The organism is Planococcus sp. CPCC 101016 (assembly GCF_007859295.1).
Classification (GTDB): Bacteria; Bacillota; Bacilli; order Bacillales_A; family Planococcaceae; genus Planococcus.
Map to the genome: position 1 here is coordinate 339,135 of NZ_VOHB01000002.1, position 24,421 is coordinate 363,555.

Here is a 24,421-nt window from a genome sequence, read left to right on the forward strand (position 1 = left end):
TGAAGGATTAGTTTTTATTAGAGAAGTTTAGAACGACGGTGCTTGGACGCTGGCGTTGTTTTGAGTACTTATGCATCAGCGAATTATAAAATGAAATACAGGATGGATATCACCAAATAACAGACGGCCCACATCAGCAGCGCAAATTTAAGATTCAGTTTAAATGCGATATGGACAGATGTCTTTCCGCTTATGGCTGCGAGCAGCAAATTCAATCCGGAAAACGGAGAAGATAAAATGGCCAGCATCCAGCTCGCAAGCAAACCTAGGCTCAAGTAGAGATGATCATCCGCGAACAGCGGAGAGTTGCTTAAAGTGATCGCCAGAATGGCAGCGGTAATGATCGGATGGACTCCAATCCAAGCTGAAATGGTCATCAGCAACGCAATCACCGGAATCAAAACCAGGACATGGCCGATATTCAAGGTTTCCAGAAGAGAGCGGATCCAGTCGTCTGCCCCATTATTCAGCAAGGCTGTACCGAAAGCGCCGGCAATAATAAAAATCGATAACTCATTGCCCATCGAAGGCACTTTGACGGTGAGGTATGCTTGCAGGTTCACCAAAAATTCGCGCGGAGTGCCAATCAACAATGACCATACGACAGAGACGACAATTGCGGTCAACGGAATAATCGTCAGCACTGACAGGCCAGTCAAGTTTTCAGCAAGCAGAATGGCTATCGTGACCGTCAGCAGAATCACAACCAGTTCAAGCACTTTTCGTTTAGCCGCTGCCAGTGTCAAAGAGTTCTGGGCAGAGGCAGCTTCTGGAATGGTGCGATTGTATTTTCGTTCGAGAAAGAAGCCAATTCCCATCATGATACCTGTGATAGCAAGGCCGATTGGAGCAAGCTGCAGCCAACTGACGTCAAAATAGGAAAGTACCAAAGCCATAGAGATGAAATAAGGCGACCACATGAAAGCCATCACAAAGCCTCTGCTCAATGCTTTCAAGCGCACTTCGTCAAACGGTTTGAATGATGTGGTATCTGTCAGGTCGTAGAGAATGGGAAGAGTCCCAACATTCATGACCGCGCCGATACTGCCCGCCGCTATAGTGGAAAATAGATAAAGATGGTGTGTTTTCTTGATGTAATAGGAAAAGATAACTTCTATGTACTTCAAGTACTGCCCCTGCTGAATCGGTATGGACAACAACGGCACAAATATGAAAATCGCGAGGAGGTTCGCATTGGTCTGAAGCGCAAGAAAAAACGTCTGCATTCCGCTAATGCTGAAATCCAACAATAAGCCCGCAAAAAACAAAAGTGAAATCAGGATTTTCGGCGTCCACGGTAAATACGGAAAATAGGAAATGAGCACGGCCAGCGCGAAGAGGCTGATCAGGAAAGGGGCATATGAAAAAGAAACAAAGAAAGAAAGCAGATAAGCTCCACCCATCAGCAGAGTGCTGAGAGGCCGAATGACGGGTTTCATAAAAAGCACTCCTTTTAAAAGACACAGTTGGACGGTTTTACTTAGTTTGACAGAAAATTTCTGGAGCGTCTTTATTAATGCTTTGAGAGGTGGAGGAGTTAAGGATTTTTTAAATTAAAGGGGAGTTGCTATGACTTTATTTGATGCATTTGTCTCCTTTTTCACTCGTCATGCCTATCTCTAAAGTAACCGACACCCGCTATCCCAGCGAGAGTCCAAACTTGCTTTAGAGGAGGACGAAACAATGAAAGAATACTTTGTGAGGAAAATCCAGCACCTCCAGGAAGGTGAGCTTTACCAATTCTTTGAGTTGAACGCTGAAACCGGCAAAGAACAGACCATCGATCCTTTTGAATCGGGGATGCTGCAGCTCCATCCCGAAACAGAGCCAACACCTGAAATCTTTTCCATCACCTCCAAACGCGGAGCGGATGCGACCGGGTTTTATCGGGAAGAGCGGTTTGTTGTGCAGCGGGGCTCCAAGTTTGCGGCGTCGACTTCGCCAAAATGTCCGAAAAAGTACATTAAGTTGCGGGAGGAGTTGGTACTTGATCAGCTGCTTGTGCCATTTGAGCATCAGTTCCTGCTGATGGCGGATACCGAGTTCGTTTCGCCGATGATGGCCATGGGTGCAGTGATTGGCGGCTGGGTGCGCGGTTCGCATGATTGGAAAGAAAGGAAAGGAAAATAGCATGGATACACGAAAAAGCGGAAGGGCTGATTTCAGCCCTTCCGCTTTTTCTTATTTGAAACTACTATCTGTACTGGCCGAATTTACACGTTAACAATGGTCCGTCCTAAATGCTGGCCATTTTTGATGGCCTCAATCGCCTCGGTCAATTCTTCCAGCGAAATCTCGTTTACAAGAGTGGTTTCGGTAATGTTCCAGTCGCTGGCCATCTTCTCCCAAATGCTGCCTCGCTTCTCGATCGGCACATTGACTGAGTCGATTCCGAGCAGGTTTACGCCTCGGAGGATAAACGGCAGCACCGTGGTGTTCACTTGAAGACCGCCCGCGTTGCCGCACATGCTCATGCTGCCGCCGTAGGAAATTTGGGGAATCAAGGCAGAAGCGACATCTCCGCCGACTGTATCGAGTACAAAGTCGAATCGGGTCTTGCCGAGTGGCTTCTTGGAGTCTCCAAGCTCCTCTGCGAAAATGACAGTGGCTGCGCCGAGTGATTTGGCGACTTCGACTTGATGTTCTTTGCGCACCAAGGCGGAAATGTTTTTATAGCCGATTTTAGAGAGAATCTGCAGCGCGATGCTGCCGACGCCGCCGGTTGAACCGGTCACCAGTATTTGCGGATTGTTCGCGACATCCATCCCGCTTTTTTCAAGTGCCAGAATGGAAAGAGCCGCCGTAAAGCCGGCTGTTCCGAACACCATGGCATCCTTCAAGCTGAAACTATCCGGCATCGGTACAATCCAATCTGCTGGGACGCGTGCATATTCTGAGAAGCCTCCTGTATGGTTCATGCCCATAGCAAAGCCTGTCACGATTACCTCTTGGCCTTTTGTGAAGCGCGAATCCGTTGACTCGACGACGGTGCCGCTCAAATCGATTCCCGGAATCATCGGGTAATTCCGGATGACGCCTGCATTTTTCTGAACAGCCAGCATGTCTTTATAATTGATCGAAGAATAGGCGACTTTGATCAAAACATCCCCTTCGGAAAGCTGATTTGCATCAACGTCTTCTAAACCATAGATTACTTGATCTTCTTGTTCTGTGACTCTGACAGCCTTGAATGAGTTCATAAGTATTGCCCCTTCCTGTTTCCTGTTTCTGCAGAATGGTTCTTTTAATAAAACTGGTTTCATACAGAATCTACCATTCTAAGCTGGAACCCGTCAATCCGTAACTGTCCGAAGGGCAGAATGGCTCTGTCCTTTCTCAATGATCGGGCATAAAAATACAAGCTTCACGGAGGAGAATGTTATATTTACTTTAAGTGATTTACACAAAGAGGAGGGCCAATATGGAAACTGTCTATTTGGCAGGCGGATGTTTATGGGGAGTGCAGGCTTTTATTAAAACTTTGCCTGGAGTTGCATTCACGGAAGCAGGAAGAGCGAATGGTACAAGCCACTCACTCGAGGGTGATTATGATAGCTATGCTGAATGTGTAAAAACAGGATTTGATCCTTCAGTTGTAAGCATTCACGAATTGATGGGGTATTTATTTGAAATCATTGATCCCTATAGTTTGAACAAACAAGGGCAAGATGTTGGCGAAAAGTACAGAACAGGCATATATAGCGAAAAGCCGGAACACTTAAGAGAGGCGATGGCATTTATAAGCGAGAGAAAAGATGCTGATCTGATTATGGTCGAAGTATTGCCGCTCACTAACTATGTGAAAAGTGCAGAAGAACATCAGGACCGGTTAACCAAATGTCCAGATGATTATTGCCATATTCCAGAAGAAGTATTAAACAGGTACAAATAAAAGTTGAATGGTCCTAACCCTCCAATTAAATAAAGATTATTTAATTGAGAACTATTATCACTTGTAGTATAGTTGATTGATAATAGAGAAAGATAATTGAGAGGGGAACAAATCATGCAAATCTATTGGACGAAAATAAATAAAATTATTGAAGAAACGCCTGAGGTCAGAACCTATCTGCTCGACCGTCCCGAAGACTTTATCTGGCAGGAAGGCTCCCACACCCATTTCGCTTTGGAAGGGTTTAATGCCGGTGAGAAACCGAACCGCGGCTTGATCCGCCACATGTCAATTTCCACGTTGCCGCATGAAAATTCAATCGGCATCACTACGCGCATCAAAGAGCAATGCTCTGAGTTTAAAGCGGTTTTACGAAATCTTGAGATTGGCGATGAAGTGGCGATTTTTAAAACGCATTCGAATGTCCCGCTTAAACGGGAAGACAAGAATGTTTACCTGCTGTCATCAGGTGTTGGCCTGGCGACTTTTAGACCACTTGTGCTGGATTATTTAGAGCATGCCGACAATGTCAATCAAATCCATTCCCTAAACATCGACTCGTCAAAAGATTTCTTGTTCACGAATGTTTTTGAGTCCGCACCTGACAAGAAGTTCATCTCCCAATTCGTCGATAACCGAAAAGATTATTATGCCGAAGTGGAGAATCTTGCGGCAGATAAAGAGGGGCTCTTCTATGTTGTCGGAAGCGATGAATTCCTTATGCATAACATTAAAGTGTTGCGCGAGCAGGGCATCAAGCCGGAACAGATCGTACTCGATAAGCGTGAACAGTCGCTGCCTGAGTTTTTATCGGTTGATTTGGCAATCTAAACGCGATCATCCAGTTCTCGGTAAAGGCTGACTGGATGTTCCACGACTACTGTAAGCTTTTAACATAAAGGTCAAAAGCCTGATTCCCCCTTAAAAAACAGGGAATCAGGCTTTTTGGTTTCAAAATTTTCACGCTGCAGTCTTATGCTTAGGCTGGCAAACAATGAGGCTGCCTTAATTCCTCTTACAGCAGTTTCTTTTTCAAACTCAACTGTTTCTTCTTTTTCTTTTCGGAGACCAGTGGCTTAGGCGCCGGATTGTAGTCGTCGTCATACAGCCCGGTATAGGTCTGGTACCAATTGAACAGGTGCACCAGGATCACTTTGCTGACGGCGTAGGCCGGGATGCCGAGAATGACGCCCGGAATGCCGAAGAGATTCCCCGCGGTAAGCAGGACGGCGATAATGGTGACAGGGTGGATGTTCAGGTTACTGCCGAGAATGAGCGGCTGGATGACGCGCCCTTCCAATGTCTGCTCGATGAAAAAGACGATCAGCACCTTGGCCAGCATGAGCGGCGGGTGAAGCACAATGGCAATGATGACGATTGGGAAGAAGGCGATGAACGTACCCAGAAACGGAATCAGATTCAAGGCGCCTGCCAGGATGCCGAGCGTCAGCGCATATTCCAAGCCGATGATGCTGAAGCCGATCCAGAACATCAGGCCGACAAAAAAGGCGACGAGCAGCTGGCCACGGATATACTGACTGATCTGCAGGTTCATTTCGCGAAGCAGCAGGTAAGTATGCTCACGCATTTTTGATGGCACAAGCTTCATGATGTGGTAGGGCAGGTGATGGCCGTCCTTCAGCAAGTAGAAAAGGATGAACGGGGTCGTTATCACTGCCAGCACAGTGGTCGACAGGATGCCGAAGACACTGCCGAGGCCGGTGACAGTCGTCCCTACGACGTCATCCGCCTGGTCCGTAATGGAAGTGGACAGGCTGTCGTCGTCTCCGGTCAATTGCATCTGCAGCTGTGACAATAAATCGCTTTGAAAAAAGGTATCGATCTGCGAGATGAAGCTGGTCAAGTAATCCTGCCAGTTGTCGAGAAGGCTCAGCGTCTGTTCCCGGATGATCGGAATCAAGGTCGCGATGCCCCAGGCCAGTAAACCTGCAATCACTACAAAGACAATGGTGATTCCGCCAGAACGCGGGATGTTCTTCGTCTCCATCCAGTCGATAAGTGGATTCAGCAAATAATACAAGACGCCGGCCATGATCAGCGGCAGTCCCATGACATTGAAAAAAGCAATAATTGGCTGGAAAACGAAACTGACTTTCGGCAGCAGCAATAAATTTAACAGAATCAATAGAACGATGACCAAAACGGATACCGCCTTATTGTTCAGCACCCATTTTACAAACCAGGAAGCTGCATGGCTTAGTGCATTTTTGTTTCTGTCTTGCTCCATCACCTACACCTCTTTTCTAAATACAGCCTTATCAGCTGTCCGCCAAATGATAGAAACGATCATTCAGTTATATGCTTAAAATACCCGTACCGTCCATTTTTTATACCAGAACGAATTTTTATTTCAACTATACGGAAATTTTATTTTTCAAAGTCATAGATGTGGGCGAGCCAAATAAAATTTATCAGTTGTTTTGGAGAAAACCGGTCTTCTCCCTCCATTGATCGGCGACGATTAGGTGACCGCCCTTGCAATCTTATCCACATGTGGATAAAACCGAAAGAATGACGAAACGACAAAGTTATCCCCGTTTTCGAGCGAAACCATCCACATATTCAAGATTAGGTGGGATAAGTCGAGTAGTTCTTCATTTATTTACGTCTTATGGGGGGGAGTTGGGGATAACAATGACGCCTCTTACGTAATGGGAACTGGACTCCATGCAGAGGCGGGTTATACTTTGCAAAGAAATGGCGGAAGTATAACGAAACTGAACAAGATATCTAAAAGCCCGGCAAATCGATTGTGATTTGCCGGGCTTTTGTAAGTTTATGAAAAATTTTTTTATATAACAGATCATCTATTTGCGGCGAAAAATCCGCTCACATTAATCTATTAGTTAGCAGTAATGGCTCCCACTAGCTGTGTTAATCCTTCTTTTAAAGGAGTCACGGGGCGGCCGAGAAGCTTTTCGAAACCTTGGCTTTCAACGTCCAACGTGCCTTCACGAATGCCTTGCTGAATCCCCACAAGCATAGGAAGCAAGAAATCAGGCAACCCTGCTTCTGACATAGTTTTCGAATAAGTTGCATCGTCTACTTGTTGGACCGGTACTTCTTTTCCGATTACTTCTCCAAGGACAGCTGCAAATTCAGCTTGTGTGAATAAGTTTCCAGAAAGCTCATAGATGGCGTTTTCGTGTCCCTCTTCTGTTAACACGGCTGCAGCTGCAGTGGCATAATCCTGCTGCGGTGCCCAGCCGACTTTGCCGTCTTCGGCAGAGGTTAACCAGGGTGCTCCTGCCAAAACGCCTTGGATACTGGAAGTTTCGTTTTCCAAATACCAATTATTGCGGAGAAACGCATAAGGAATTCCTGTTTTTTGAATCGCTTGCTCTGTTGCACGATGCGTCGGCGCCAAGAAATTTTGGCTTTCCTGAGCATTTACGACACTGGTATAGGCGATGAAGGAAACTCCGACCCGTTGTGCAGCAGCGACAGCATTGGCATGCTGGGGGATGCGGGTTTCATTGTCTCCGTCAGTGGAGACGATTAGCAGGCGGTCGATGCCGACAAACGCTTTATCCAATGTTTCAGGCTCATCGAAGTTTCCTTGGCGTACGTCGACCCCACGTTCTTTTAATTTCGCAGCTTTTTCAGGATTGCGGACACTCACTGCCAACTGTTCAGCGGGTACAGTTTCCAATAATTTGTCGACTATTTTTGAACCTAACTTTCCTGTTGCTCCTGTTACTAATAATTTCATGATTGATTCCTCCGTTTTCTATAAATTAATGGGATTGTTTAACCTGTATTCAATACTGATACATGTACTCATGATAGATACTTCTTTTGTGGTTGTCAACGAATCCGAAACTGCATTTTTTATTTTTACTGGATTTTGAGGTATACTAACTTGTAATCAGGTTAGATACAGGGGTAACGACAGCTATCGAATCATAACTAATGAGGCAGGTGAATAAAATGTCCATCAGCAGTCGTTTTACTGTAGGAATTCATATTTTGACCTTGGTCGAGTTAAATAAAGATGGAGTCAGTTCATCAGAATACATTGCTGGCAGTGTCAATACAAATGCGACTTTGATTCGCAAAATTACCGGGATGTTAAAAAAAGCGGGATTAATCGAAGTGAAGCCCGGCATTGCCGGAGCAAAACTGGCAATGAAGCCTTCGGAAATTGCGTTGCTGGATGTCTATAAGGCAGTAGATGTGGTCCAGGAGCAGGAACTGTTCAGTGTACACGACAACCCAAATCCGGATTGTCCAGTCGGCAGAAATATCCAGGATTCGGTTCTGCCAATATTGTCTGCTGCCCAACTGGCATTGGAGAAGGTATTAGGTACCGTTACAATTGAAGACATTCTTCAGGATATTGCGGTGAAAGAAGATAGAGAGAACTAATTCGAGGAAAGCATTCCGCTAGAGGGGTGCTTTTTCTATTGGATATATTCTGGCTGAAGCAAAAGCAGATTTTGTTATCTTGGAACTTCTATCCTGTCCAACCGTAGAATAAGTAAGGCGTGAGGGGGTGCAGAAATGGGAATTGCCATTGCATGGCTGGTTTTTATTTTCGGTTTTGGTTTTTTGCGTGTGTTTCTGAGAAAACGTTTCGGCATTGATCAGGAAGAACAAGCGGGAGTTCCTGTCAAACGGTTTGAGCGCTGGAACGGCGCCGTGATGACAATAGTAATAATTACGGCAGCTATATTCCTAGTAGGTTCGCTGGAAGTATTCTTCTTTTCGGTATTTTGGATTTTCTTCATAGGAAGTGGTGTGCAAATTTATCTGGAGTGGAAATACCTGAGAGGGTCACGCAAGTATCAGGCATCGATTGTTTACTTTACCGTTACAGCGCTGGCGCTCATTATTTTTATCACTTTTGTCAGATTACAAACAGGGGTGCTTTAAACTTTTAAATCAATAAATGCAGCACAGCCGTTTGGGGGAGTATGAGACATGGAGATTTTGATTTTGATAGGATTTTTTATTGGCATGTTAGTAATTGTGGGACTGCTAAGTAAACTGGAAAAAATGTATGGAGTAAATCGAAAAGAAGCCGGAAAGCCGTTGAAGAAAATTGAGCGACTAGCAGGTTGGATTTGCGGGCTCGGTTTGATTCTAATTATTTTTTTGGCGATTAACGGAGTGATGATCAACTACCTGGTAATTGTGTTAGTTGCCGGCATACTGTCATTGTTGCAGACTTTGGTCGAATGGAGATACGTTAGGAATCCACGACGCTCTCTTATCAGTTTGATGTTAACGGTCGGCTTCCTCTTATCCATATTGGGTCTGGTAGAAATGGCGGAGTGGGTTTCGCTAAATTTGTAAAAAGATAGTTGGCTAATGGTTCTTAGCTCGTTAACAGCTGGAATTTTATTTAAGAAATTGCAAAAAAGCATTTCTTCAATGGAATGCCTTTTCATCGGTTTCCTTTTCTAGTACAACAGCGCCTTTATCCATTTCGCCATGCATACTAGCTAGCGGGCCGCACATATTTTTATAAATTTATTTTTTTAATTGTTCCGCTTTGTTTTATTGATGAACAGCACCAGCACCGGCCCAAGAATCGGAATCCAGGCAAGTTTTTTGAGCTTGGCTTCCGGATAGAAACGGTAGACAGCATAGACGGACAAGCCCCATAACACAAACCAGTCGACGGTCATGACAGAGACGAGGCCTGATGCGAAAAAGGCTTCGCGGTAAGCCGCCAGCGAAAAACCCTGCAGCAGCGTCAAGCCATTGACAGCCCATGACAGCATCAAGAGGATCAGCCAGAACCGGGAACCCAGAAAACGGACGAGCCAATTGGGCGTCCGCAGCCCTCTTTCAGCTTTCCGGTCGCCGAATGCGAAATATGGCAGCAGCGAGAAAGCCCCCACGCCAAAAGACAGCAAAGCAAACGGCCAAGCCGGCCATTTCTGCCGGTCATTCAGCAGCAGCAAAGTCAAAAACACCATTGGAAACAAGCCAAGCGAATTGAAGACAGCGAGCACCAGCGGATCGATTTCTCCCAGATTGCCGCTGAATATATTTGATAAGACGGGATCAGTTTCGTCGCCGGGTGCCAGGAACACAGCATAGCCGATCAGCAGCAGCCAAATAATGAAAAAGATCACGGTCACTCCCCCTTTTTTCTATTACAATATATTTCCGTGTTTTTTGGTTGAATCTGTACTTTTGCTCGAATTTATATGCTTTGCAGAAAAAGGAAATCTGCTATTTTAGAAGCACTATATTTGCCCAACTGCCTAATTATTTGTCTTCTAAGAGGGCACAAGAACTTCTTTCTGCAATTACAGGTGTCAGCGTCTGGGTAAGTGGAACAGAATCAGGATTTTTTATGTAGCTGATTAAGGTTTGAACCATACAATGGGCAATTTTTTCTACGGGAACGCCAACACTTGTTAACGGAATTTCCATATTTTCCATTTGAGGGATATTATCGTAGCTGATTACTGAAATGTCATTAGGGATATTAAATTTTTCTTGTCGTAATGCTCTCACAATCCCCGCACTAATATCATAGCTCGCCCCAATTATTGCAGTAGGCCTATAAGAAGAATTAATGAGGTGGTTAGTTGCCATATAACCATCATACCAATTTAAACCTGCTGTATTAAAGAGACTGTTTTCAGAATCAAGATTGAAATTTTTCATTGCTTTTTGAAAGCCGCTATACTTTTCTAGCTGACGCTCATCAAGAGGTGACAAGTCCCCGATATAAGCTATTCTTTTATGACCTAAATCATATAAATATTTTACAGCACTATGCATTGCTTCTTGGTAATTTACATCAACTACGGGAAAGGGCTTATCCTTGCTGACCCCGTAAGTAAGAGCCGGTAAAGAAAAGCTTTCGGGCATGCTATCTAAATATTCATTAAAAATAATTACTCCGTCAACTTGAAAGCGCTTAAACATTTCAAGTGAAGTTTGAAGAGAATTTACTGAGAGAATCATTGAATATGAATTCTTTGAGATTTCTTCATTTATTTTTGTTACCAATGCAGAAGGTGCAACTCGCTCTAATGTTGGCCATATTAAACCGATGACTTTTGATTCTTTTGAAACAAGCCGTTGAGCGGCATAATTTGGTTCGTAGCCCATTTCTTTAGCTAATTTTATTATCTTCTCTTTTGTTTTAGGTTTAACTAGCGAACTGTCGTTTAATGCCTTTGAGACGGTCGAGTAACTTACTCCAGCAATAAGAGCAAGATCTTTTATAGTTACAGACATATATAATCCCCCGTTAATTTAAGTACTTTAAATTTTGATTTTAGAAATGCCCACCACATTAGCTTACAAAATAAATACAAAGAAAAGTTATTTCGTTATCTAAATTTAGATTTATGAAAAGAGAGAAATTTCAAATAATAAGCTTGATTAATTAATTATAATACTTTATGATAAAAATTGTAATAACAACGTTGTTATTTTGTTGTTGTTTTGAATTTAATTCAAATTTTTATATTTTTCTACAAAATGAAAGCGTTTGCTGTTAGTGGAATATTAATTTTTATGGGAAGGAGAACTGCTCGAATATTACTTAGTAACTTAAGTATGCAAATTTCAATTAAAAGAAGAGGCAAATTAATAGCTTAGCAAGATCTGAATATTAGAATGCGTTATATAAAAAGGAGGAATTTAATATGAAATTCAAAAAAGGATTTTCTTTAATATCAGTAGGTTTAAGTTCTTTATTACTGCTAGCAGCTTGTGGGAATGATGAAAGTACGTCAAGCAGCAATGCTGAAGGCGAAACAGAACCAGTTTCTCTTCGACTGGCACATAACCAAGGGGAAGATCATCCTATTCATACTTCATTGGTTGAATTGACAGAAGTAGCTTCAGAAAAGTCGAGTGACAGTGTAGATATCGAATTATTCCCGAACGGACAATTAGGGGATGAGCGGGGTGTTATTGAGCTTGTAAAATCTGGAACATTGGATATGGCGAAGGTTAGTGCGAGCGCTTTAGAATCTTTTGATAGCAACTACGCAATTTTTTCACTTCCTTATGTATTCCAGAGTGAAGAACATTATTTCAATGTGATGGACAACAGCGAAGCTGTACAGGAAATTTTTCAAAATACACGAGATGAAGGATTCTTTTCAGTTGGTTGGTATACAGGAGGACAACGCAGTATTTATACTGCCGATAAAGAAGTGGCATCTCCTGCAGATTTGAACGGCATGAAAATCCGAGTACAGGAAAGTCCAACCTCGATTTCAATGATTGAAGCAATGGGAGGAGCTCCGACTCCGATGTCCTTTGGTGAAGTATATACATCTCTTCAGCAAGGAGTCATTGATGGAGCGGAAAACAATGAAACTGGTTTAACAAGTAATAAGCACGGTGAAGTTGCTAAAGCATACTCATATACGGAGCACCAATACGTACCAGATGTGTTGATTGTAAGTACGAGCATGTGGGACGGTTTATCGGAAGAGCAACAGCAAGCAATTACAGATGCGGCAGTTGAATCTTCAGAAAGCCATAAACAAGTGTGGGCTGAAGCCATTGAAACGGCAATTACAGATGCAGAAGAAATGGGAGTCACTTTCTATGAAATTGACAAACAGCCGTTCATCGATGCTGCAACACCTCTCCACGAAACTTACCAGTCAGAAAATGAAGACAGCAAACGTTACTTTGAAGATTTCCAAAGCTATAACGAGTAAGAAATGAAAAAGGGGTCTCAACTTTTGGCAAGAAACCCTTGCTCTAGTGAGGCCCTTAATTTATTCAGGAATGGAGAGAATCCCAATGAGAGATATTGTGGATCGAATAACAGCATTTTTGACATGTTCCTTGATGGCGGCAATGGTCATAGTGGCATGCTGGCAAGTTTTTACACGATTCGTATTAAATGCGCCCAGCACACTATCCGAAGAATTTCTGCGCTACTCTTTAATTTGGCTCACAATGCTTGGTTCTGCTTATGCATATGGGAAGAAAAAGCATTTAGCGGTAGTATTTATTGCGCGTAAAATACCGAAAAAATATAAATTTTATGTTGATATGCTCGTTGAACTAATAGTACTGGCGTTCATCCTGGTTATTTTACTTTATGGTGGCACCCAAGCTTATCAGAATTCAGTAGGGCAAGTTTCTTCCGCGTTGAATATGCCAACGCAATACTTGTATTTGAGTGTAATTGTTTCGGGGATATTATTTTTGTTTTATGCAGTTATACATATCGTCGAGCATTTCCATAATAATAGAAAAATGAAAAATGTGAAGCCCAAATTTGAACCTGATGAAATTCTAGAATGAGGAAGTGGACTTTATGGCATTACAAGCAGGAATCGTTTTAGCGATTGTATTTGCATTGATGCTCGTTATTAGTGTACCAATTTCAGTGAGTATAATCATCGCTTCGTTAGCTGCAATATTAATCGTTTTACCGTTAGACATGGCTATATTTACAGCCAGCCAGAAGCTCGTTACAGGACTTGATAGTTTTACCTTATTGGCAGTTCCTTTCTTCATTTTGGCAGGCATTCTAATGAATAATGGGGGCGTTGCTGAACGACTGATCAATTTTGCGAAAGTTCTTGTCGGGCGGACACCAGGAGCATTAGCTCATACAAATGTATTGGGTAATACCTTGTTCGGTTCTCTATCGGGTTCATCGGTTGCTGCAGCAGCAGCAATTGGTGGCGTTATGGGACCATTGCAAAAAAAAGAAGGATATGATCCAAAATTTTCAGCAGCGGTCAATGTGGCATCTGCACCAATTGGGTTGATTATTCCTCCAAGTGGAACCTTGATTATCTATTCACTTGTCAGTGGTGGAACATCTGTTGCAGCTCTTTTTGTTGCAGGATACCTGCCTGGGATATTATGGGCTATTGCTTGTATGGTTGTCGCATTCATCATAGCGAAAAAAAGGAATTATCCAACCTCAGAGAGAGTCAGCGTAAAGGTGGCTCTTAAAACATTCTTTGATGCTATTCCTAGCCTCATGTTAATTGTGATTGTGATTGGAGGAATTCTTGCAGGTATTTTTACTGCAACAGAAGCAGCGGCAGTTGCTGTTGCCTATACATTAATTCTAGCCTTAGCTTATAAAGCTGTTAAATTAAAGCACCTTCCCAGAATTATTATGGAAGCGGTGGAAATCACTGCAGTCATCATGTTGCTAGTATCAGCTTCGGCAGTCATGTCTTGGGTTATGGCTTTTACCGGAATTCCGTCTGCTATCAGTGATCTCATAATGGGAATTTCAGATAATCCGATTATCTTGCTGCTGATTTTAAATGTGTTCTTATTATTGATTGGAACTTTTATGGATATCACGCCGGCCGTTTTGATATTCACACCTATATTTCTGCCAATCGTGGTAGGTTTCGATATGGATCCAATTCATTTTGGGATCATGATGGTAATGAATTTGAGTATTGGTAATATAACTCCTCCAGTAGGCAGTGCATTATTTGTAGGGTCCAGCATAGCGAATTTGGATATCGAGGATGTTATAAAACCTCTTGTTCCGTTTTATATAGCGATTATTGTTGTGCTTCTTCTGGTTACTTATATCCCAGCTATCAGTATGCTATTGCCAAACTTGCTTGGTTACTAAAATGATATGCTTCAGATCATGTAAAAATTGCGGCAATTAGCCGTGTACAGTGAAAGGATGAATAATCTATGTCTTTAAAAGAGAAGTATTTATTTGGAATTCAAAAAGAAGAAAATAATATAATCACTTTCCAACTTGATAATCCTTTGATCGTTGCACGGGTAATGGTTCTGGAAAATGATTTGGTTCGTGTATTGATGTCAAAAGAAGACGAACTAGAAATCGACAAAACATGGCTTGTTGCTCCAGGGATGGAGGATGTCCCGCTTGAAGGAAGAAATCGTTTCGATTTATCGCCTTTTTCGCTTCCTTCATATCAGTTGCAAGATCAAGGTAAGTCGGTGACCATTGAAACCGATTCACTGAAACTTTCTATTGATCTGGACGGCTTCAAAGTTACTTGGTTTTTCAAAGGAAGTGACGGCAATATCACACAGATTGCTGCGGATCGAAAAACTCAGGCTTATAATCTTGATGGATCACTTGGGAAAGGAATTTATCATTATTTAGAGAGAAGTCAGGATGAACAGTATTTTGGACTTGGCGAAAAAAGCGGTGAAATGGACCGGCATGGCAAGCGTTATCGAATGTTGAGCGTAGACCCGATGGGATACGATGCCCAATACACAGATCCTTTATACAAACATATTCCTTTCTATATCACGCGAAATAAGCAATCGGATATTTCTTTTGGAATTTTCTATGACAATATGGCACAAAGTGTCTTTGATATGGGAAATGAAATGGATAATTATCATGGGTGGTATCGTTATTATCATTCGTTCGCTGGAGATTTGGATTACTACATCATTGCCGGACCAGAGGTGAAAGATGTGGTTAAAAGATATTCTTGGCTTACCGGAAAAACCATCTTTTCACCAAAATGGAGCTTAGGTTATTCTGGTTCAACGATGACCTACACCGATGCTCCAGACGCACAAGAGCAATTGAAGAAATTTATTGAACTGTGTGAGAAAAATGACATTATATGTGATTCATTTCAGTTGTCTTCAGGATATAGCTCGATAGGCGATAAACGTTATGTATTTACCTGGAATAGAGATAAGTTTCCAGACCCCAAAGGCTTTATTGATGAATATCATCAAAAGGGAGTCCAATTATGCGCGAACATAAAACCAGCGCTTCTAAAAAGCCATCCTCAATTCAATGAATTGGAGAAACAAGGATTATTTATAAAAAATAGTTCTGGAAAAGTTGAAATGGCCCAGTTCTGGGATGAAGTAGGAGCTTACATTGATTTTACAAATGAAAAATCTGTTCAATGGTGGAAAGAAAATGTTACTACTCAATTACTGGAATATGGGATTGACTCTACTTGGAATGACAATAATGAGTTTGAGATTTGGTCGACAGACGCAGTCTCTAATGGGTTTGGTAAAGAGCTCTCGTTTGAAACGGTACGTTCTCTTCAGCCGCTTCTTATGATGAAAGCTTCTTATGAAGCACAAAAAGCGTATGCCCCTCATCTGAGGCCTTACCTGATTTCCCGGTCCGGCAGTCCAGGCATGCAACGCTACGTGCAAACCTGGTCTGGAGACAATTACACGAGTTGGAAATCACTCAAATACAATATTAAAATGGGATTGGGACTAAGCATGTCAGGAATTTACAATGTCGGCCATGATATTGGAGGATTTTCCGGACCTGCCCCAGATCCTGAGTTATTAGTGCGTTGGGTGCAGAATGGAGCTTTCCATCCACGTTTCACCATCCACTCGTGGAATGACGATAAAACAGTCAATGTTCCTTGGATGTATGAAGAAACGACAGGTTATATACGCGATATGATGAAGTTCAGACACCGCATTACTCCTTATCTGTATACAGCACTTTATGAAGCGCATACGAAGTATGAACCCATTATTCGCCCGACATTTTATGATTTCGGACATGACATAAAAACATTTGAAGAAAATGATGATTTTATGTTAGGCGAATCGATGCTTGTTGCTTCTGTTGTTGAAAAAGGAAAAACTGAGAGAGACGTGTACCTGCCGCTTAATCCGGGAGGATGGTATAACTTCCATACTTCTGAATGGCATGAAGGCGGAAAAAATATTACAGTACCAGCTCCTTTAGAATATAATCCGCTCTTGATTAAAGCAGGAGGCATTATTCCGATAAATGATGCCAATCCATCATTTGCGACTAAAGACCAAACAGACAGAGGGTTTATCTTATTCCCGCATCGCCAAGAAGGAAGTTCTGCATACCAGTTGTATGAAGATGATGGGGTATCTGCAAACTACCAGGAAAATCATGCACTAGTCAGCGTATCGATGGAATCGACTGCTGAAAAAATTCAGTTAACCTTTGAAATTCAAGGAAATTTTACATTGCCTTACAGCAAAATCAGCTTTTATTTAAATGGAGAAGATGAGCGGCAATTGATCATAAATGGACAAGAAGCAGTAAAGAAAAACGGCCGTTATGAAGTGGAGATTAACTAATCGCCGTTGAGATTTTTGTGAACATCAATCTGTGAAATTAAAATTAATTCATTAAGGGGAGGTACCCATGAAGTTTATGGATGACGATTTTTTGTTAAATAGCAAAAGTGCGAAAATTTTATATCACGAGTATGCAAAGAACCTTCCTTTGTACGATTTTCATTGTCATTTGAGTCCAAAACAAATAGCAGAAGATCATCACTATGAAAACATAACAGATGTTTGGATCAGTGGAGATCATTACAAATGGCGTGCTATGCGAGCATTGGGCATAGACGAAGAGTTAATAACAGGAAGTGCAACAGACAAAGAAAAATTTCGCGCCTGGATTCAAACAGTTCCTTACACGATGGGGAATCCGTTGTATCATTGGTCGCATTTGGAGTTAAAGAAGTATTTTAATTATGATGAAGTGATCAGAGAAGAAAATTGGGAAGAAATGTGGGAGCAATTAAATGAAATTGTACAATCAAAATCTTTTTCTGCTCGAAATCTGATTAAAAACAGTAATGTTAACGTTATTTGTACGACGGATGATCCAGCGGATAGTTTGGAATATCATATTCAAATTGCCGAAGATAGTAGTTTTGAAACCAAAGTATTGCCAGCATTTCGTCCGGACAAGGGACTAGGCCTCTCTGACCCAAATTTTGAGAGTTATGTTAATAAACTTGCTGGTTCTGCAAATATGGACATCAGAAATTATAAAGATTTTTTGAAGGCTTTGGAGAAGAGAGTGAGATATTTTCATGAACATGGGTGTCGGGTTTCAGACCATGGCTTTGAATATTTGCCGTATGAAGAAGCTTCGTTAGAAGAACTCTCTGTCGGTTTCGAAAAAGCATTAAAAGGTGAAACGATTTCAAAGTTGGAAGAAGATCAGCATAAAACATTTACAATGCAATTTCTTGGAGAACTATATGCGGAATTGGAATGGGCGATGCAATTACATATTGGACCACTTCGCAACAATAATACACAAATGTATGAAAAAGCAGGTCCCGATACTGGCTTTGATTCTATTAATGATTTTGAGCTTGCCGGGCCGTTAAACAGATTTTTAGACAGTTTAAATCAAAAGAATGCCCTGCCCCGAACTATAATTTATCCATTGAATCCTACTCATTTTGAAATGGTTGCAAGTACAATCGGGAATTTTCAATCGAGTGAAGTAAGAGGGAAAATACAGTTTGGCTCCGGTTGGTGGTATAACGATCAGAAAGAAGGCATGCTACGCCAAATGAAAGAGTTGGCTAATGCTGGTTTGCTAAGTTTATTTGTAGGTATGCTGACAGATTCGCGCAGTTTTCTTTCCTATACAAGACATGACTATTTCCGTAGAATTCTTTGCCAGCTGATTGGGAATTGGATTGAAGAAGGCGAGATTCCTGCCGATTACGAATTTGTGGGTCAAATGGTAAGTGATATTTCTTATAATAACGCGAAGAATTACTTCACTATAAAGCTGGATTGAAGACGGTAAAAATTTAGAAGTCGATTGGTGATGTGGACGAAAAAGCTGGAAAAAAAAGATTTCGAGTGACGACGCAGCCAGTCGAAAAGAAGGATAAAAGCAGTAATATGCTGCATCCGTTTCCGAGTCCAAAGTAAAAATACTCCGTTCTCTTCCAAAAAGAGAGCGGATTTTTTTCAGAATAAGCCAATGTCGATGGCGGCTTTAGCAGTATGACAATTTTATAGTAAGAACACGATGAAAAAGCATCTTCTATTGAACTGACCAAAAAAGTTAGATACAACTAACAATGGAGGTGCAGTTCATATAAGGATGCTTTTTGTTTTGCAGTAAACTTATTTGGGATATTAAGGGATTTAAGATACAATAAAGAAGTAGACTATTCAGGAGGTTTCCCCATGCATTCAGTCACCATGATCGGATTAGCCGCCATTTTTACGGCATATTTTCTTTTTATCGCAATCTATCTGAGAAAAAAGCGCAACATTAAAATGCTGCCGGGAAGTATTTTCCTGAAAGACAGGAACGTCTACGGAATAGTGCTTGAACTGGCTATTTTTATGGGCTTTATGTTTGCTTTGTTCGCCGTCTATATGAAGGGCGATGGTACAGGGATTTCCTTGATTTCCCGCATCAGTCCGTTTGCTGCTTTGTTTTTCCTGCAGACCCTGTTTCGAGGGATCGGGGAATGGCATTCGCACCGGGAAGAAGAACGTTATTGGTATGAATGGTCAGCATCATTAACAATTTTTATAGCCTTTACTTTACTACTCATGATGGAGGGATAAACAAAATGAATGAATTAGCAAAAAAACGAGCAAAAGCCATATTGATCGATACGGCAATTTCTACAGCGGTCTCGTTTGCGGTGGAGCCTTTACTGAAAAGAAAGACAAAAGGAAGCTTTATCTATACAGTGGTGTCACCGACTGTGATTTTCTGGGGACTTGAATACGCGCAACTGCGGCTGAAAGGCCAGACAGTTGGGCAGAAAATGATGGGCATCGAAGTGCAAAACGAAGCAGGCGGCGAACCGACTCCTGAACAAATACTCGAACGCATGGTGCACCGTGATACGATCGGGCCTTTCGTTTACTTGAAAGACCGTGCTAAATTCGATGCTTACGAAGGCGGAAAGTTCCCGCATGATCTGTATTCGTATACGGTGGTTAAAGAAGTAGATTAAAAATGGAATTCGTTTTATTAAGCCCTCTTTATAAAAGAGGGCTTTTTATATCTCTCCTTTACATGAAATGAATAGCAGCGCTACAACTACACGGTAATCGAGAAGCTCTGTTTATCATTTAACAAAAAACTCTTCAATCGCGTACTCATTTTCAATTTCCTTAACCAATTCTTCATTCGCGTCCAGAAAATGGAGAGAAGATTGCAAGGTGTCCTTCTCCAACTCTTGAGGGTAAGACCAGAGAATAATATCTTCAGCATTCGAATTGTTCATGTAATCTGTCAGAGGATAGACTTTTAGCGCATCTTCAAATTCATGGGCGCCTGGACTTTCCAAGTATTCTACCTCTTTACTTTTAACAAGGCCGTAAGTGTGCTCCCAACCTTTAGGTGCGTTTAGAAATGCAATTGTACGATCGAGATCTGCATCAAATACATTCAAGTTAGTCGGGAAAATTTCAAAGTCTCTGTATAGCGTGTTAATTAAGAAGCGGCGTTCGGTAATCATCAGCGCAATGGAAAGCGCGCCGTTTTCATCTATCAGGATTACTTGCCCCTCATCCACTGTCGGAATCAGTTTGGAGTCTGTTGATTGCTGCAGTTCTTCGGATGCACCGCTTGGAGTGGTGTGGTATCCGGTTACGAGATAGACAATAAGGAAAGTCACCGCAGCCCCGCTAAGCCATAAAAGAATTTTTCTCATTTTCCATCTCCTTAATTAGGTTGGAATAAAGTTCCTGTTAATTGAATAGCCTTAGGTTTACTATATCAGTCGAACTAGCGATTAATAGCTATTTACACATTCTCCAATCATTTTAAGTGTATGCCAAAGGGAGGGATGAAGAATCCGGTTCTTGCATTATTGCGTCAGCTGGTTGGAGCGATTTCTCCAGTCGAGTTTATATTATTTCCGAAGAAATACACATCGCTTTTTTCTGCATATTTTCTTTCACCGCTATATAATAAAAGAAAAATCGGAAGGATGATCCATATGAAGCTGTACAGGGAACTGGCAAAATGGTGGCCGTTGCTGTCCCCGCATACGGAGTACGAAGAGGAAGCCCATCTTTTCCTGAAAATCATCCAGCACTACCATCCTTCAGTCAAAGACGCGGTGGAGTTCGGGTCGGGAGGGGGCAGCAATGCCTTTTACCTGAAAAAACATTTTGCCATGACCTTAACTGATCTGTCGCCGGACATGCTGGAGGTTAGCCGCAATCTGAATCCGGACTGTCCGCATTTGCAGGGAGATATGCGGACGATTGATGCAGGGCGCCAATTTGATCTGGTGTTTATCCACGATGCGATTTCCTACATGACGGATAAAGGCGATCTGCTGGCGGTCATGAAAAATGCCAAAAAGCATTTAAAACCGGATGGCCTCTTGTTCATCATGCCGGATCATTACAAGGAAACGTTTGAAACGCGGACAGACCACGGCGGAGTTGATAAGGACGGGCGGGGTATGCGCTATTTGGAGTGGAGCTATGACAGCGATCCGGATGATCAGGTGGCGGAGACAGAGTATGCCTATGTCATGCGGGATAGCGATGGAGAGGTGACCCATGAGTACGACAGCATGAAGTCGGGGTTGTTTTCCATGCCCGAGTGGGAGGAGCTGCTTACGGAAGCAGGATTCCATGCCCATTTTGAGCGGGTGAAATTTTCGGATGACCCTGGTTCCTATTTTGGTATTGCAGCGACGCAGATAGACTAAGAGTAGAAGGAGCGATTCCGGGTTAGTTCTGGAATTGGCAGGCCGCACGAGATTATAGAAGAAAATTTAACTTTATACGAAAATGACAAAGGCCGATTAAAGAGATTCTCTTTAATCGGCCTTTGTCATTAAAAGTTTTGGCTTCTTATTTTCTGTTTATATTATACTGCTTCAATTTGCGGACGACGGATGGCTGGCTGATGCCCAGGTAGTCGGCCATTTCATAGGTTGTTTTACAATAGCTTGCAGCTTTCTTCAGCAGTTGCGTTTCCGTTCTTTCGATAGTGTTTTTCCAATCATGTTCGTCAGTCTCGTCATTTTCGGCTTCCAATATCACCTTGTCTTCAATTTGAAAGTCGGCATTTCTTAAATTGACGGGGAGGTGTTCAGGACGAATCGTTTCTTCATCAGCGGTTAGAATAACACGCTCCAATATGTTTTCCAGCTCCCGCACGTTTCCTGGCCAACTGTATTGAGTAAGCGCATCATATGTGCTGGCATGGATTTTTTTGGTCAATTGGTATTTTTCATTGAGGTTTTGGAGGTAATGCTGGATCAAAATCGGAAGATCTTCTTTTCTCTCTTTTAAAGGCGGGATTTGAAGCGGAATGATATTGATTCGATAAAACAAATCCAAGCGGAACTCCCCGTTTTCAACCATTTCTTCGATGTTTTTATTCGTTGCTGTAATCAGGCGGAAATTCACTTGCCTTTCCTTTTTGCCTCCTACACGCATTACCTTTTTCTCTTGAAGCACACGCAATAATTTTGATTGCATCGCTAAAGGCAATTCTCCGATTTCATCTAAAAAAAGCGTTCCTTGTTCTGCCTGTTCAATCAAGCCTTGCTTGCCATGTTTGCTGGCTCCGGTAAATGAACCTGAATCGTAGCCGAACATTTCCGATTCGAATAAAGTTTCCGGAATGGTGCTGCAATCAACTTCTATGAATGGTTCATTTTTTCGGTTGCTTTGGGCATGCAGCATACGGGCGAATGTGCTTTTTCCTACTCCAGAAGGCCCGAGCAACAAAACAGAAGCATCTGTTTTGGAAACACGGTAAATCGTTCCCACAATCTGCTCGATGGAAGAACTCCGATACAGGATGCCATGATAATCCGATTCTTTTCCTCTCAATTCCTCCACTTCCGTTTGGTAGCTGACCAGCTTTTTTTCCAAGTCTTTATACTGCTCCTGTAAATTGAATATTTCAGTCTGGTCCTGGCTATAGCTGATGGCTCGGATGATTTCTCCGTTCTGATCGAATACTGGAAACCCGGTCGCCATGACAGTGCGGCCTGTTTTGGTTTTCTGAAGGATTTGGACGGGCTTCTGGCTTTCCAGAACCATGGCATGGATAGAAGGAGACAAGATACCTTCTTTTTGCAGTTGGTATACCGACTTGCCGATGTATTGGTTCGGCTCTATTCCATAAATGGACCAATGATTGGGATTTGACCGCAAAATTATTCCGTGTTGATCTGTAATGGTTATGTTGTTATTCGACGTTTCGATAATTTTAGTTAGTTCCGTGTGCAATAAATCGCTCTCCACCTAATCCCTCCTAAATAAACTTTCAAGAATTGATTCATAAATAAATCAATCGTACCAAATAATCCGGATGTGAATCAAATATACCATTTTAATTTGAATTTGAATCAAATTTCGTTAAATGTTCCTTTCGTCTCAGTAAAAAAGTTGGCACGGAACTTGCTGTATAAATTAGTAATACCAAAATTATTTAAATCAAAGGGAGATGTTTTGAATGACTAATGAAAATACAATCCAAGAATTGATGGAATTAGATAAAAAGCACTTTTTACATCCTACTTCGCCAATTGGTCAACAACAAGAAAAAGGAGCCTCATTTATTTTTACCGAAGGGAAAGGCATTTATTTAACGGATATGAGCGGAAAAAAATTCATTGATGGCATGTCTTCGCTTTGGAATGTAAATATTGGTCACGGACGAGAGGAAATCAGTGAAGTAGCTGCTGCTCAAATGAAGAAGCTGGCTTTCAGCTCTTGCTTTGCAACGTTCAGCAACGAACCGGCAATCCGTTTGGCAGCAAAACTTGCAGAAATCGCACCAGGCAATTTATCGGCGACTTTCTTCACTTCAGGCGGCTCCGAAGCAAACGACACGGCATATAAACTTGCGCGCCATTACTGGGTACTGAAAGGGCAGCCGAATCGCCAGAAAATCATTTCGCGCACCAAGTCCTACCATGGCGTGTCAATGGGAGCAACAAGTGCCACAGGATTAAAGCCGTTTCGGGATTTTACAACATCCATCGCGCCTGACTTCCATTATGCCGAAAATTTTTCAGCTGAATCTTTGCGGGAAGTGATTGCGCGTGAAGGCGCCGATACTGTGGCGGCTTTTGTAGCAGAGCCTGTCCAAGGTGCTGGCGGTGTCCATATAGCTCCTGAAGGATACTTCAAGGAAGTTCGCAGCATCTGTGACGAGCATGGCATTTTGTTCATTACTGATGAGGTGATCACCGGATTCGGTCGCACGGGAACATACTTTGGAATTGAACATTATGACGTCGTACCCGACATGATGTGTTTTGCAAAAGGGGTTACGAGCGGTTATGCCCAATTGGGCGGCGTCATGATTTCTGAAACTCTCCATAAAGAATTTACAGAGCTTTCGACAGGAACACTACTGCACGGTTACACGTACAGCGGCCATGCAATGGCTTGTGCAGTTGCTTTGAAAAACATTGAAATTATTGAGCGTGAAAATTTAATCGGCAATTCTAAAGAGATGGGCAAAGTACTGCTTAAAGGATTTACCAAGCTTCAGCAGCAGCACGACATTATTGGTGGAGTAAGAACTCTTGGGTTGATCGGAGCAATTGAAGTGGTCAAAGACAAAGAGGCCAATGAAAGATTCGAGTCGCCTTTAGTACCGCAGCTTGTAATCGAGGCAGCCAAGAGAGGCTTGATTTTCCGCTCGGTCGTATTCGATGGGCAGGATACACTTGTATTCGCTCCGCCACTAACCATTACTCAAGAAGAAGTGGAAGCCATGATCAGCATTATCCATGAGACTTTTACGGCCGTTGAAAATAATCTTATAAAAGTATAAGGGGGCAATGT

At 42.3% G+C, this 24,421-nt stretch carries 23 protein-coding genes; 15 read left to right on the top strand and 8 right to left on the bottom strand.

The genetic code is table 11. The features are described from left to right. Positions 1-83 precede the first annotated feature (83 nt). A complete protein-coding gene (locus FQV26_RS01590) occupies positions 84-1,439 on the bottom strand; it encodes a hypothetical protein (protein ID WP_146555625.1) in 1,356 nt (451 codons plus the stop codon). A 244-nt stretch (positions 1,440-1,683) separates the two neighbouring features. Here FQV26_RS01590 and FQV26_RS01595 point away from each other — a divergent pair, with 244 nt between their 5' ends. Continuing rightward, positions 1,684-2,130 (top strand): DUF4357 domain-containing protein, encoded by a 447-nt coding sequence (locus tag FQV26_RS01595; protein WP_146555626.1) that lies wholly within the window; start codon positions 1,684-1,686, stop codon positions 2,128-2,130. Between the two features lie 83 nt (positions 2,131-2,213). On the opposite strand, the gene FQV26_RS01600 is transcribed toward FQV26_RS01595, so the two are convergent. Then, complete coding sequence (locus FQV26_RS01600; RefSeq protein ID WP_146555627.1) at positions 2,214-3,200, bottom strand: YhdH/YhfP family quinone oxidoreductase; 987 nt, start codon at positions 3,198-3,200, stop codon at positions 2,214-2,216. 221 nt (positions 3,201-3,421) lie between these two features. Here FQV26_RS01600 and FQV26_RS01605 point away from each other — a divergent pair, with 221 nt between their 5' ends. Beyond that, positions 3,422-3,892, top strand: a complete 471-nt coding sequence (locus FQV26_RS01605; protein WP_146555628.1) for a peptide-methionine (S)-S-oxide reductase — start codon at positions 3,422-3,424, stop codon at positions 3,890-3,892. Between the two features lie 114 nt (positions 3,893-4,006). Further along, positions 4,007-4,723, top strand: coding sequence for a ferredoxin reductase domain-containing protein (locus FQV26_RS01610; RefSeq protein ID WP_146555629.1), 717 nt, complete (start codon positions 4,007-4,009; stop codon positions 4,721-4,723). 184 nt (positions 4,724-4,907) lie between these two features. On the opposite strand, the gene FQV26_RS01615 is transcribed toward FQV26_RS01610, so the two are convergent. Together FQV26_RS01615 and FQV26_RS01620 are read right to left on the bottom strand one after the other, a co-directional pair. Continuing rightward, on the bottom strand, positions 4,908-6,140 hold the full coding sequence (locus FQV26_RS01615; protein WP_146555630.1) for an AI-2E family transporter: 1,233 nt from the start codon (positions 6,138-6,140) through the stop codon (positions 4,908-4,910). Between the two features lie 615 nt (positions 6,141-6,755). Continuing rightward, complete coding sequence (locus tag FQV26_RS01620; RefSeq protein ID WP_146555631.1) at positions 6,756-7,625, bottom strand: SDR family oxidoreductase; 870 nt, start codon at positions 7,623-7,625, stop codon at positions 6,756-6,758. Between the two features lie 218 nt (positions 7,626-7,843). Between FQV26_RS01620 and FQV26_RS01625 the strand changes: the two genes are divergently transcribed. The 3 genes from FQV26_RS01625 to FQV26_RS01635 all read left to right on the top strand — a co-directional run bounded on the left by FQV26_RS01625 (position 7,844) and on the right by FQV26_RS01635 (position 9,211). Next, the gene (locus FQV26_RS01625; protein WP_146555632.1) at positions 7,844-8,281 is read left to right on the top strand and encodes an Rrf2 family transcriptional regulator; all 438 of its coding nucleotides are present in this window, start codon (positions 7,844-7,846) and stop codon (positions 8,279-8,281) included. 135 nt (positions 8,282-8,416) lie between these two features. Continuing rightward, positions 8,417-8,788 (top strand): DUF4181 domain-containing protein, encoded by a 372-nt coding sequence (locus FQV26_RS01630; RefSeq protein WP_146555633.1) that lies wholly within the window; start codon positions 8,417-8,419, stop codon positions 8,786-8,788. A 48-nt stretch (positions 8,789-8,836) separates the two neighbouring features. Then, positions 8,837-9,211 (top strand): DUF4181 domain-containing protein, encoded by a 375-nt coding sequence (locus tag FQV26_RS01635; RefSeq protein WP_146555634.1) that lies wholly within the window; start codon positions 8,837-8,839, stop codon positions 9,209-9,211. Between the two features lie 185 nt (positions 9,212-9,396). Here the strand turns inward: FQV26_RS01635 and FQV26_RS01640 are convergent, their stop codons facing one another. Further along, positions 9,397-9,999, bottom strand: coding sequence for a hypothetical protein (locus FQV26_RS01640; protein WP_146555635.1), 603 nt, complete (start codon positions 9,997-9,999; stop codon positions 9,397-9,399). 136 nt (positions 10,000-10,135) lie between these two features. Further along, on the bottom strand, positions 10,136-11,119 hold the full coding sequence (locus tag FQV26_RS01645) for a LacI family DNA-binding transcriptional regulator (RefSeq protein ID WP_146555636.1): 984 nt from the start codon (positions 11,117-11,119) through the stop codon (positions 10,136-10,138). A gap of 413 nt (positions 11,120-11,532) precedes the next feature. Between FQV26_RS01645 and FQV26_RS01650 the strand changes: the two genes are divergently transcribed. The 7 genes from FQV26_RS01650 (at position 11,533) to FQV26_RS01680 (ending at position 19,599) form a co-directional block, all read left to right on the top strand. Next, on the top strand, positions 11,533-12,564 hold the full coding sequence (locus FQV26_RS01650; protein WP_146555637.1) for a TRAP transporter substrate-binding protein: 1,032 nt from the start codon (positions 11,533-11,535) through the stop codon (positions 12,562-12,564). A gap of 85 nt (positions 12,565-12,649) precedes the next feature. Continuing rightward, positions 12,650-13,159 (top strand): TRAP transporter small permease, encoded by a 510-nt coding sequence (locus FQV26_RS01655; RefSeq protein WP_146555638.1) that lies wholly within the window; start codon positions 12,650-12,652, stop codon positions 13,157-13,159. Between the two features lie 13 nt (positions 13,160-13,172). Next, entirely contained in the window at positions 13,173-14,468 is a 1,296-nt protein-coding gene (locus tag FQV26_RS01660) for a TRAP transporter large permease (RefSeq protein WP_146555639.1), read from the top strand. 68 nt (positions 14,469-14,536) lie between these two features. After that, complete coding sequence (locus tag FQV26_RS01665; RefSeq protein WP_146555640.1) at positions 14,537-16,939, top strand: glycoside hydrolase family 31 protein; 2,403 nt, start codon at positions 14,537-14,539, stop codon at positions 16,937-16,939. 67 nt (positions 16,940-17,006) lie between these two features. Next, the gene (uxaC, locus tag FQV26_RS01670; protein WP_146555641.1) at positions 17,007-18,413 is read left to right on the top strand and encodes a glucuronate isomerase; all 1,407 of its coding nucleotides are present in this window, start codon (positions 17,007-17,009) and stop codon (positions 18,411-18,413) included. Between the two features lie 398 nt (positions 18,414-18,811). Beyond that, on the top strand, positions 18,812-19,201 hold the full coding sequence (locus FQV26_RS01675) for a DUF4181 domain-containing protein (protein ID WP_146555642.1): 390 nt from the start codon (positions 18,812-18,814) through the stop codon (positions 19,199-19,201). A gap of 5 nt (positions 19,202-19,206) precedes the next feature. After that, complete coding sequence (locus tag FQV26_RS01680) at positions 19,207-19,599, top strand: RDD family protein (RefSeq protein WP_146555643.1); 393 nt, start codon at positions 19,207-19,209, stop codon at positions 19,597-19,599. A gap of 114 nt (positions 19,600-19,713) precedes the next feature. On the opposite strand, the gene FQV26_RS01685 is transcribed toward FQV26_RS01680, so the two are convergent. Further along, on the bottom strand, positions 19,714-20,301 hold the full coding sequence (locus FQV26_RS01685; RefSeq protein ID WP_146555644.1) for a hypothetical protein: 588 nt from the start codon (positions 20,299-20,301) through the stop codon (positions 19,714-19,716). A 288-nt stretch (positions 20,302-20,589) separates the two neighbouring features. Here FQV26_RS01685 and FQV26_RS01690 point away from each other — a divergent pair, with 288 nt between their 5' ends. Further along, positions 20,590-21,315 (top strand): class I SAM-dependent methyltransferase, encoded by a 726-nt coding sequence (locus FQV26_RS01690; RefSeq protein WP_146555645.1) that lies wholly within the window; start codon positions 20,590-20,592, stop codon positions 21,313-21,315. Between the two features lie 145 nt (positions 21,316-21,460). Here FQV26_RS01690 and FQV26_RS01695 read toward each other — a convergent pair whose 3' ends face one another. Next, a complete protein-coding gene (locus tag FQV26_RS01695; protein ID WP_146555646.1) occupies positions 21,461-22,867 on the bottom strand; it encodes a sigma-54 interaction domain-containing protein in 1,407 nt (468 codons plus the stop codon). Positions 22,868-23,078: 211 nt separating this feature from the next. Here FQV26_RS01695 and FQV26_RS01700 point away from each other — a divergent pair, with 211 nt between their 5' ends. Beyond that, positions 23,079-24,410: an aminotransferase family protein gene (locus FQV26_RS01700; protein WP_146555647.1), complete on the top strand. Its 1,332-nt coding sequence runs from the start codon at positions 23,079-23,081 to the stop codon at positions 24,408-24,410. Positions 24,411-24,421: the final 11 nt, after the last annotated feature.

Coding starts and splice junctions, on each gene's coding strand:
- FQV26_RS01600 (WP_146555627.1), bottom strand. CDS start 3,200: ATGAACTCATTCAAGGCTGTCAGAGTCACAGAACAAGAAGATCAAGTA.
- FQV26_RS01615 (WP_146555630.1), bottom strand. CDS start 6,140: ATGGAGCAAGACAGAAACAAAAATGCACTAAGCCATGCAGCTTCCTGG.
- FQV26_RS01595 (WP_146555626.1), top strand. CDS start 1,684: ATGAAAGAATACTTTGTGAGGAAAATCCAGCACCTCCAGGAAGGTGAG.
- uxaC (WP_146555641.1), top strand. CDS start 17,007: ATGAAGTTTATGGATGACGATTTTTTGTTAAATAGCAAAAGTGCGAAA.
- FQV26_RS01610 (WP_146555629.1), top strand. CDS start 4,007: ATGCAAATCTATTGGACGAAAATAAATAAAATTATTGAAGAAACGCCT.
- FQV26_RS01590 (WP_146555625.1), bottom strand. CDS start 1,439: ATGAAACCCGTCATTCGGCCTCTCAGCACTCTGCTGATGGGTGGAGCT.
- FQV26_RS01625 (WP_146555632.1), top strand. CDS start 7,844: ATGTCCATCAGCAGTCGTTTTACTGTAGGAATTCATATTTTGACCTTG.
- FQV26_RS01665 (WP_146555640.1), top strand. CDS start 14,537: ATGTCTTTAAAAGAGAAGTATTTATTTGGAATTCAAAAAGAAGAAAAT.
- FQV26_RS01675 (WP_146555642.1), top strand. CDS start 18,812: ATGCATTCAGTCACCATGATCGGATTAGCCGCCATTTTTACGGCATAT.
- FQV26_RS01655 (WP_146555638.1), top strand. CDS start 12,650: ATGAGAGATATTGTGGATCGAATAACAGCATTTTTGACATGTTCCTTG.
- FQV26_RS01680 (WP_146555643.1), top strand. CDS start 19,207: ATGAATGAATTAGCAAAAAAACGAGCAAAAGCCATATTGATCGATACG.
- FQV26_RS01685 (WP_146555644.1), bottom strand. CDS start 20,301: ATGAGAAAAATTCTTTTATGGCTTAGCGGGGCTGCGGTGACTTTCCTT.
- FQV26_RS01620 (WP_146555631.1), bottom strand. CDS start 7,625: ATGAAATTATTAGTAACAGGAGCAACAGGAAAGTTAGGTTCAAAAATA.
- FQV26_RS01645 (WP_146555636.1), bottom strand. CDS start 11,119: ATGTCTGTAACTATAAAAGATCTTGCTCTTATTGCTGGAGTAAGTTAC.
- FQV26_RS01650 (WP_146555637.1), top strand. CDS start 11,533: ATGAAATTCAAAAAAGGATTTTCTTTAATATCAGTAGGTTTAAGTTCT.
- FQV26_RS01700 (WP_146555647.1), top strand. CDS start 23,079: ATGACTAATGAAAATACAATCCAAGAATTGATGGAATTAGATAAAAAG.
- FQV26_RS01605 (WP_146555628.1), top strand. CDS start 3,422: ATGGAAACTGTCTATTTGGCAGGCGGATGTTTATGGGGAGTGCAGGCT.
- FQV26_RS01630 (WP_146555633.1), top strand. CDS start 8,417: ATGGGAATTGCCATTGCATGGCTGGTTTTTATTTTCGGTTTTGGTTTT.
- FQV26_RS01660 (WP_146555639.1), top strand. CDS start 13,173: ATGGCATTACAAGCAGGAATCGTTTTAGCGATTGTATTTGCATTGATG.
- FQV26_RS01690 (WP_146555645.1), top strand. CDS start 20,590: ATGAAGCTGTACAGGGAACTGGCAAAATGGTGGCCGTTGCTGTCCCCG.
- FQV26_RS01635 (WP_146555634.1), top strand. CDS start 8,837: ATGGAGATTTTGATTTTGATAGGATTTTTTATTGGCATGTTAGTAATT.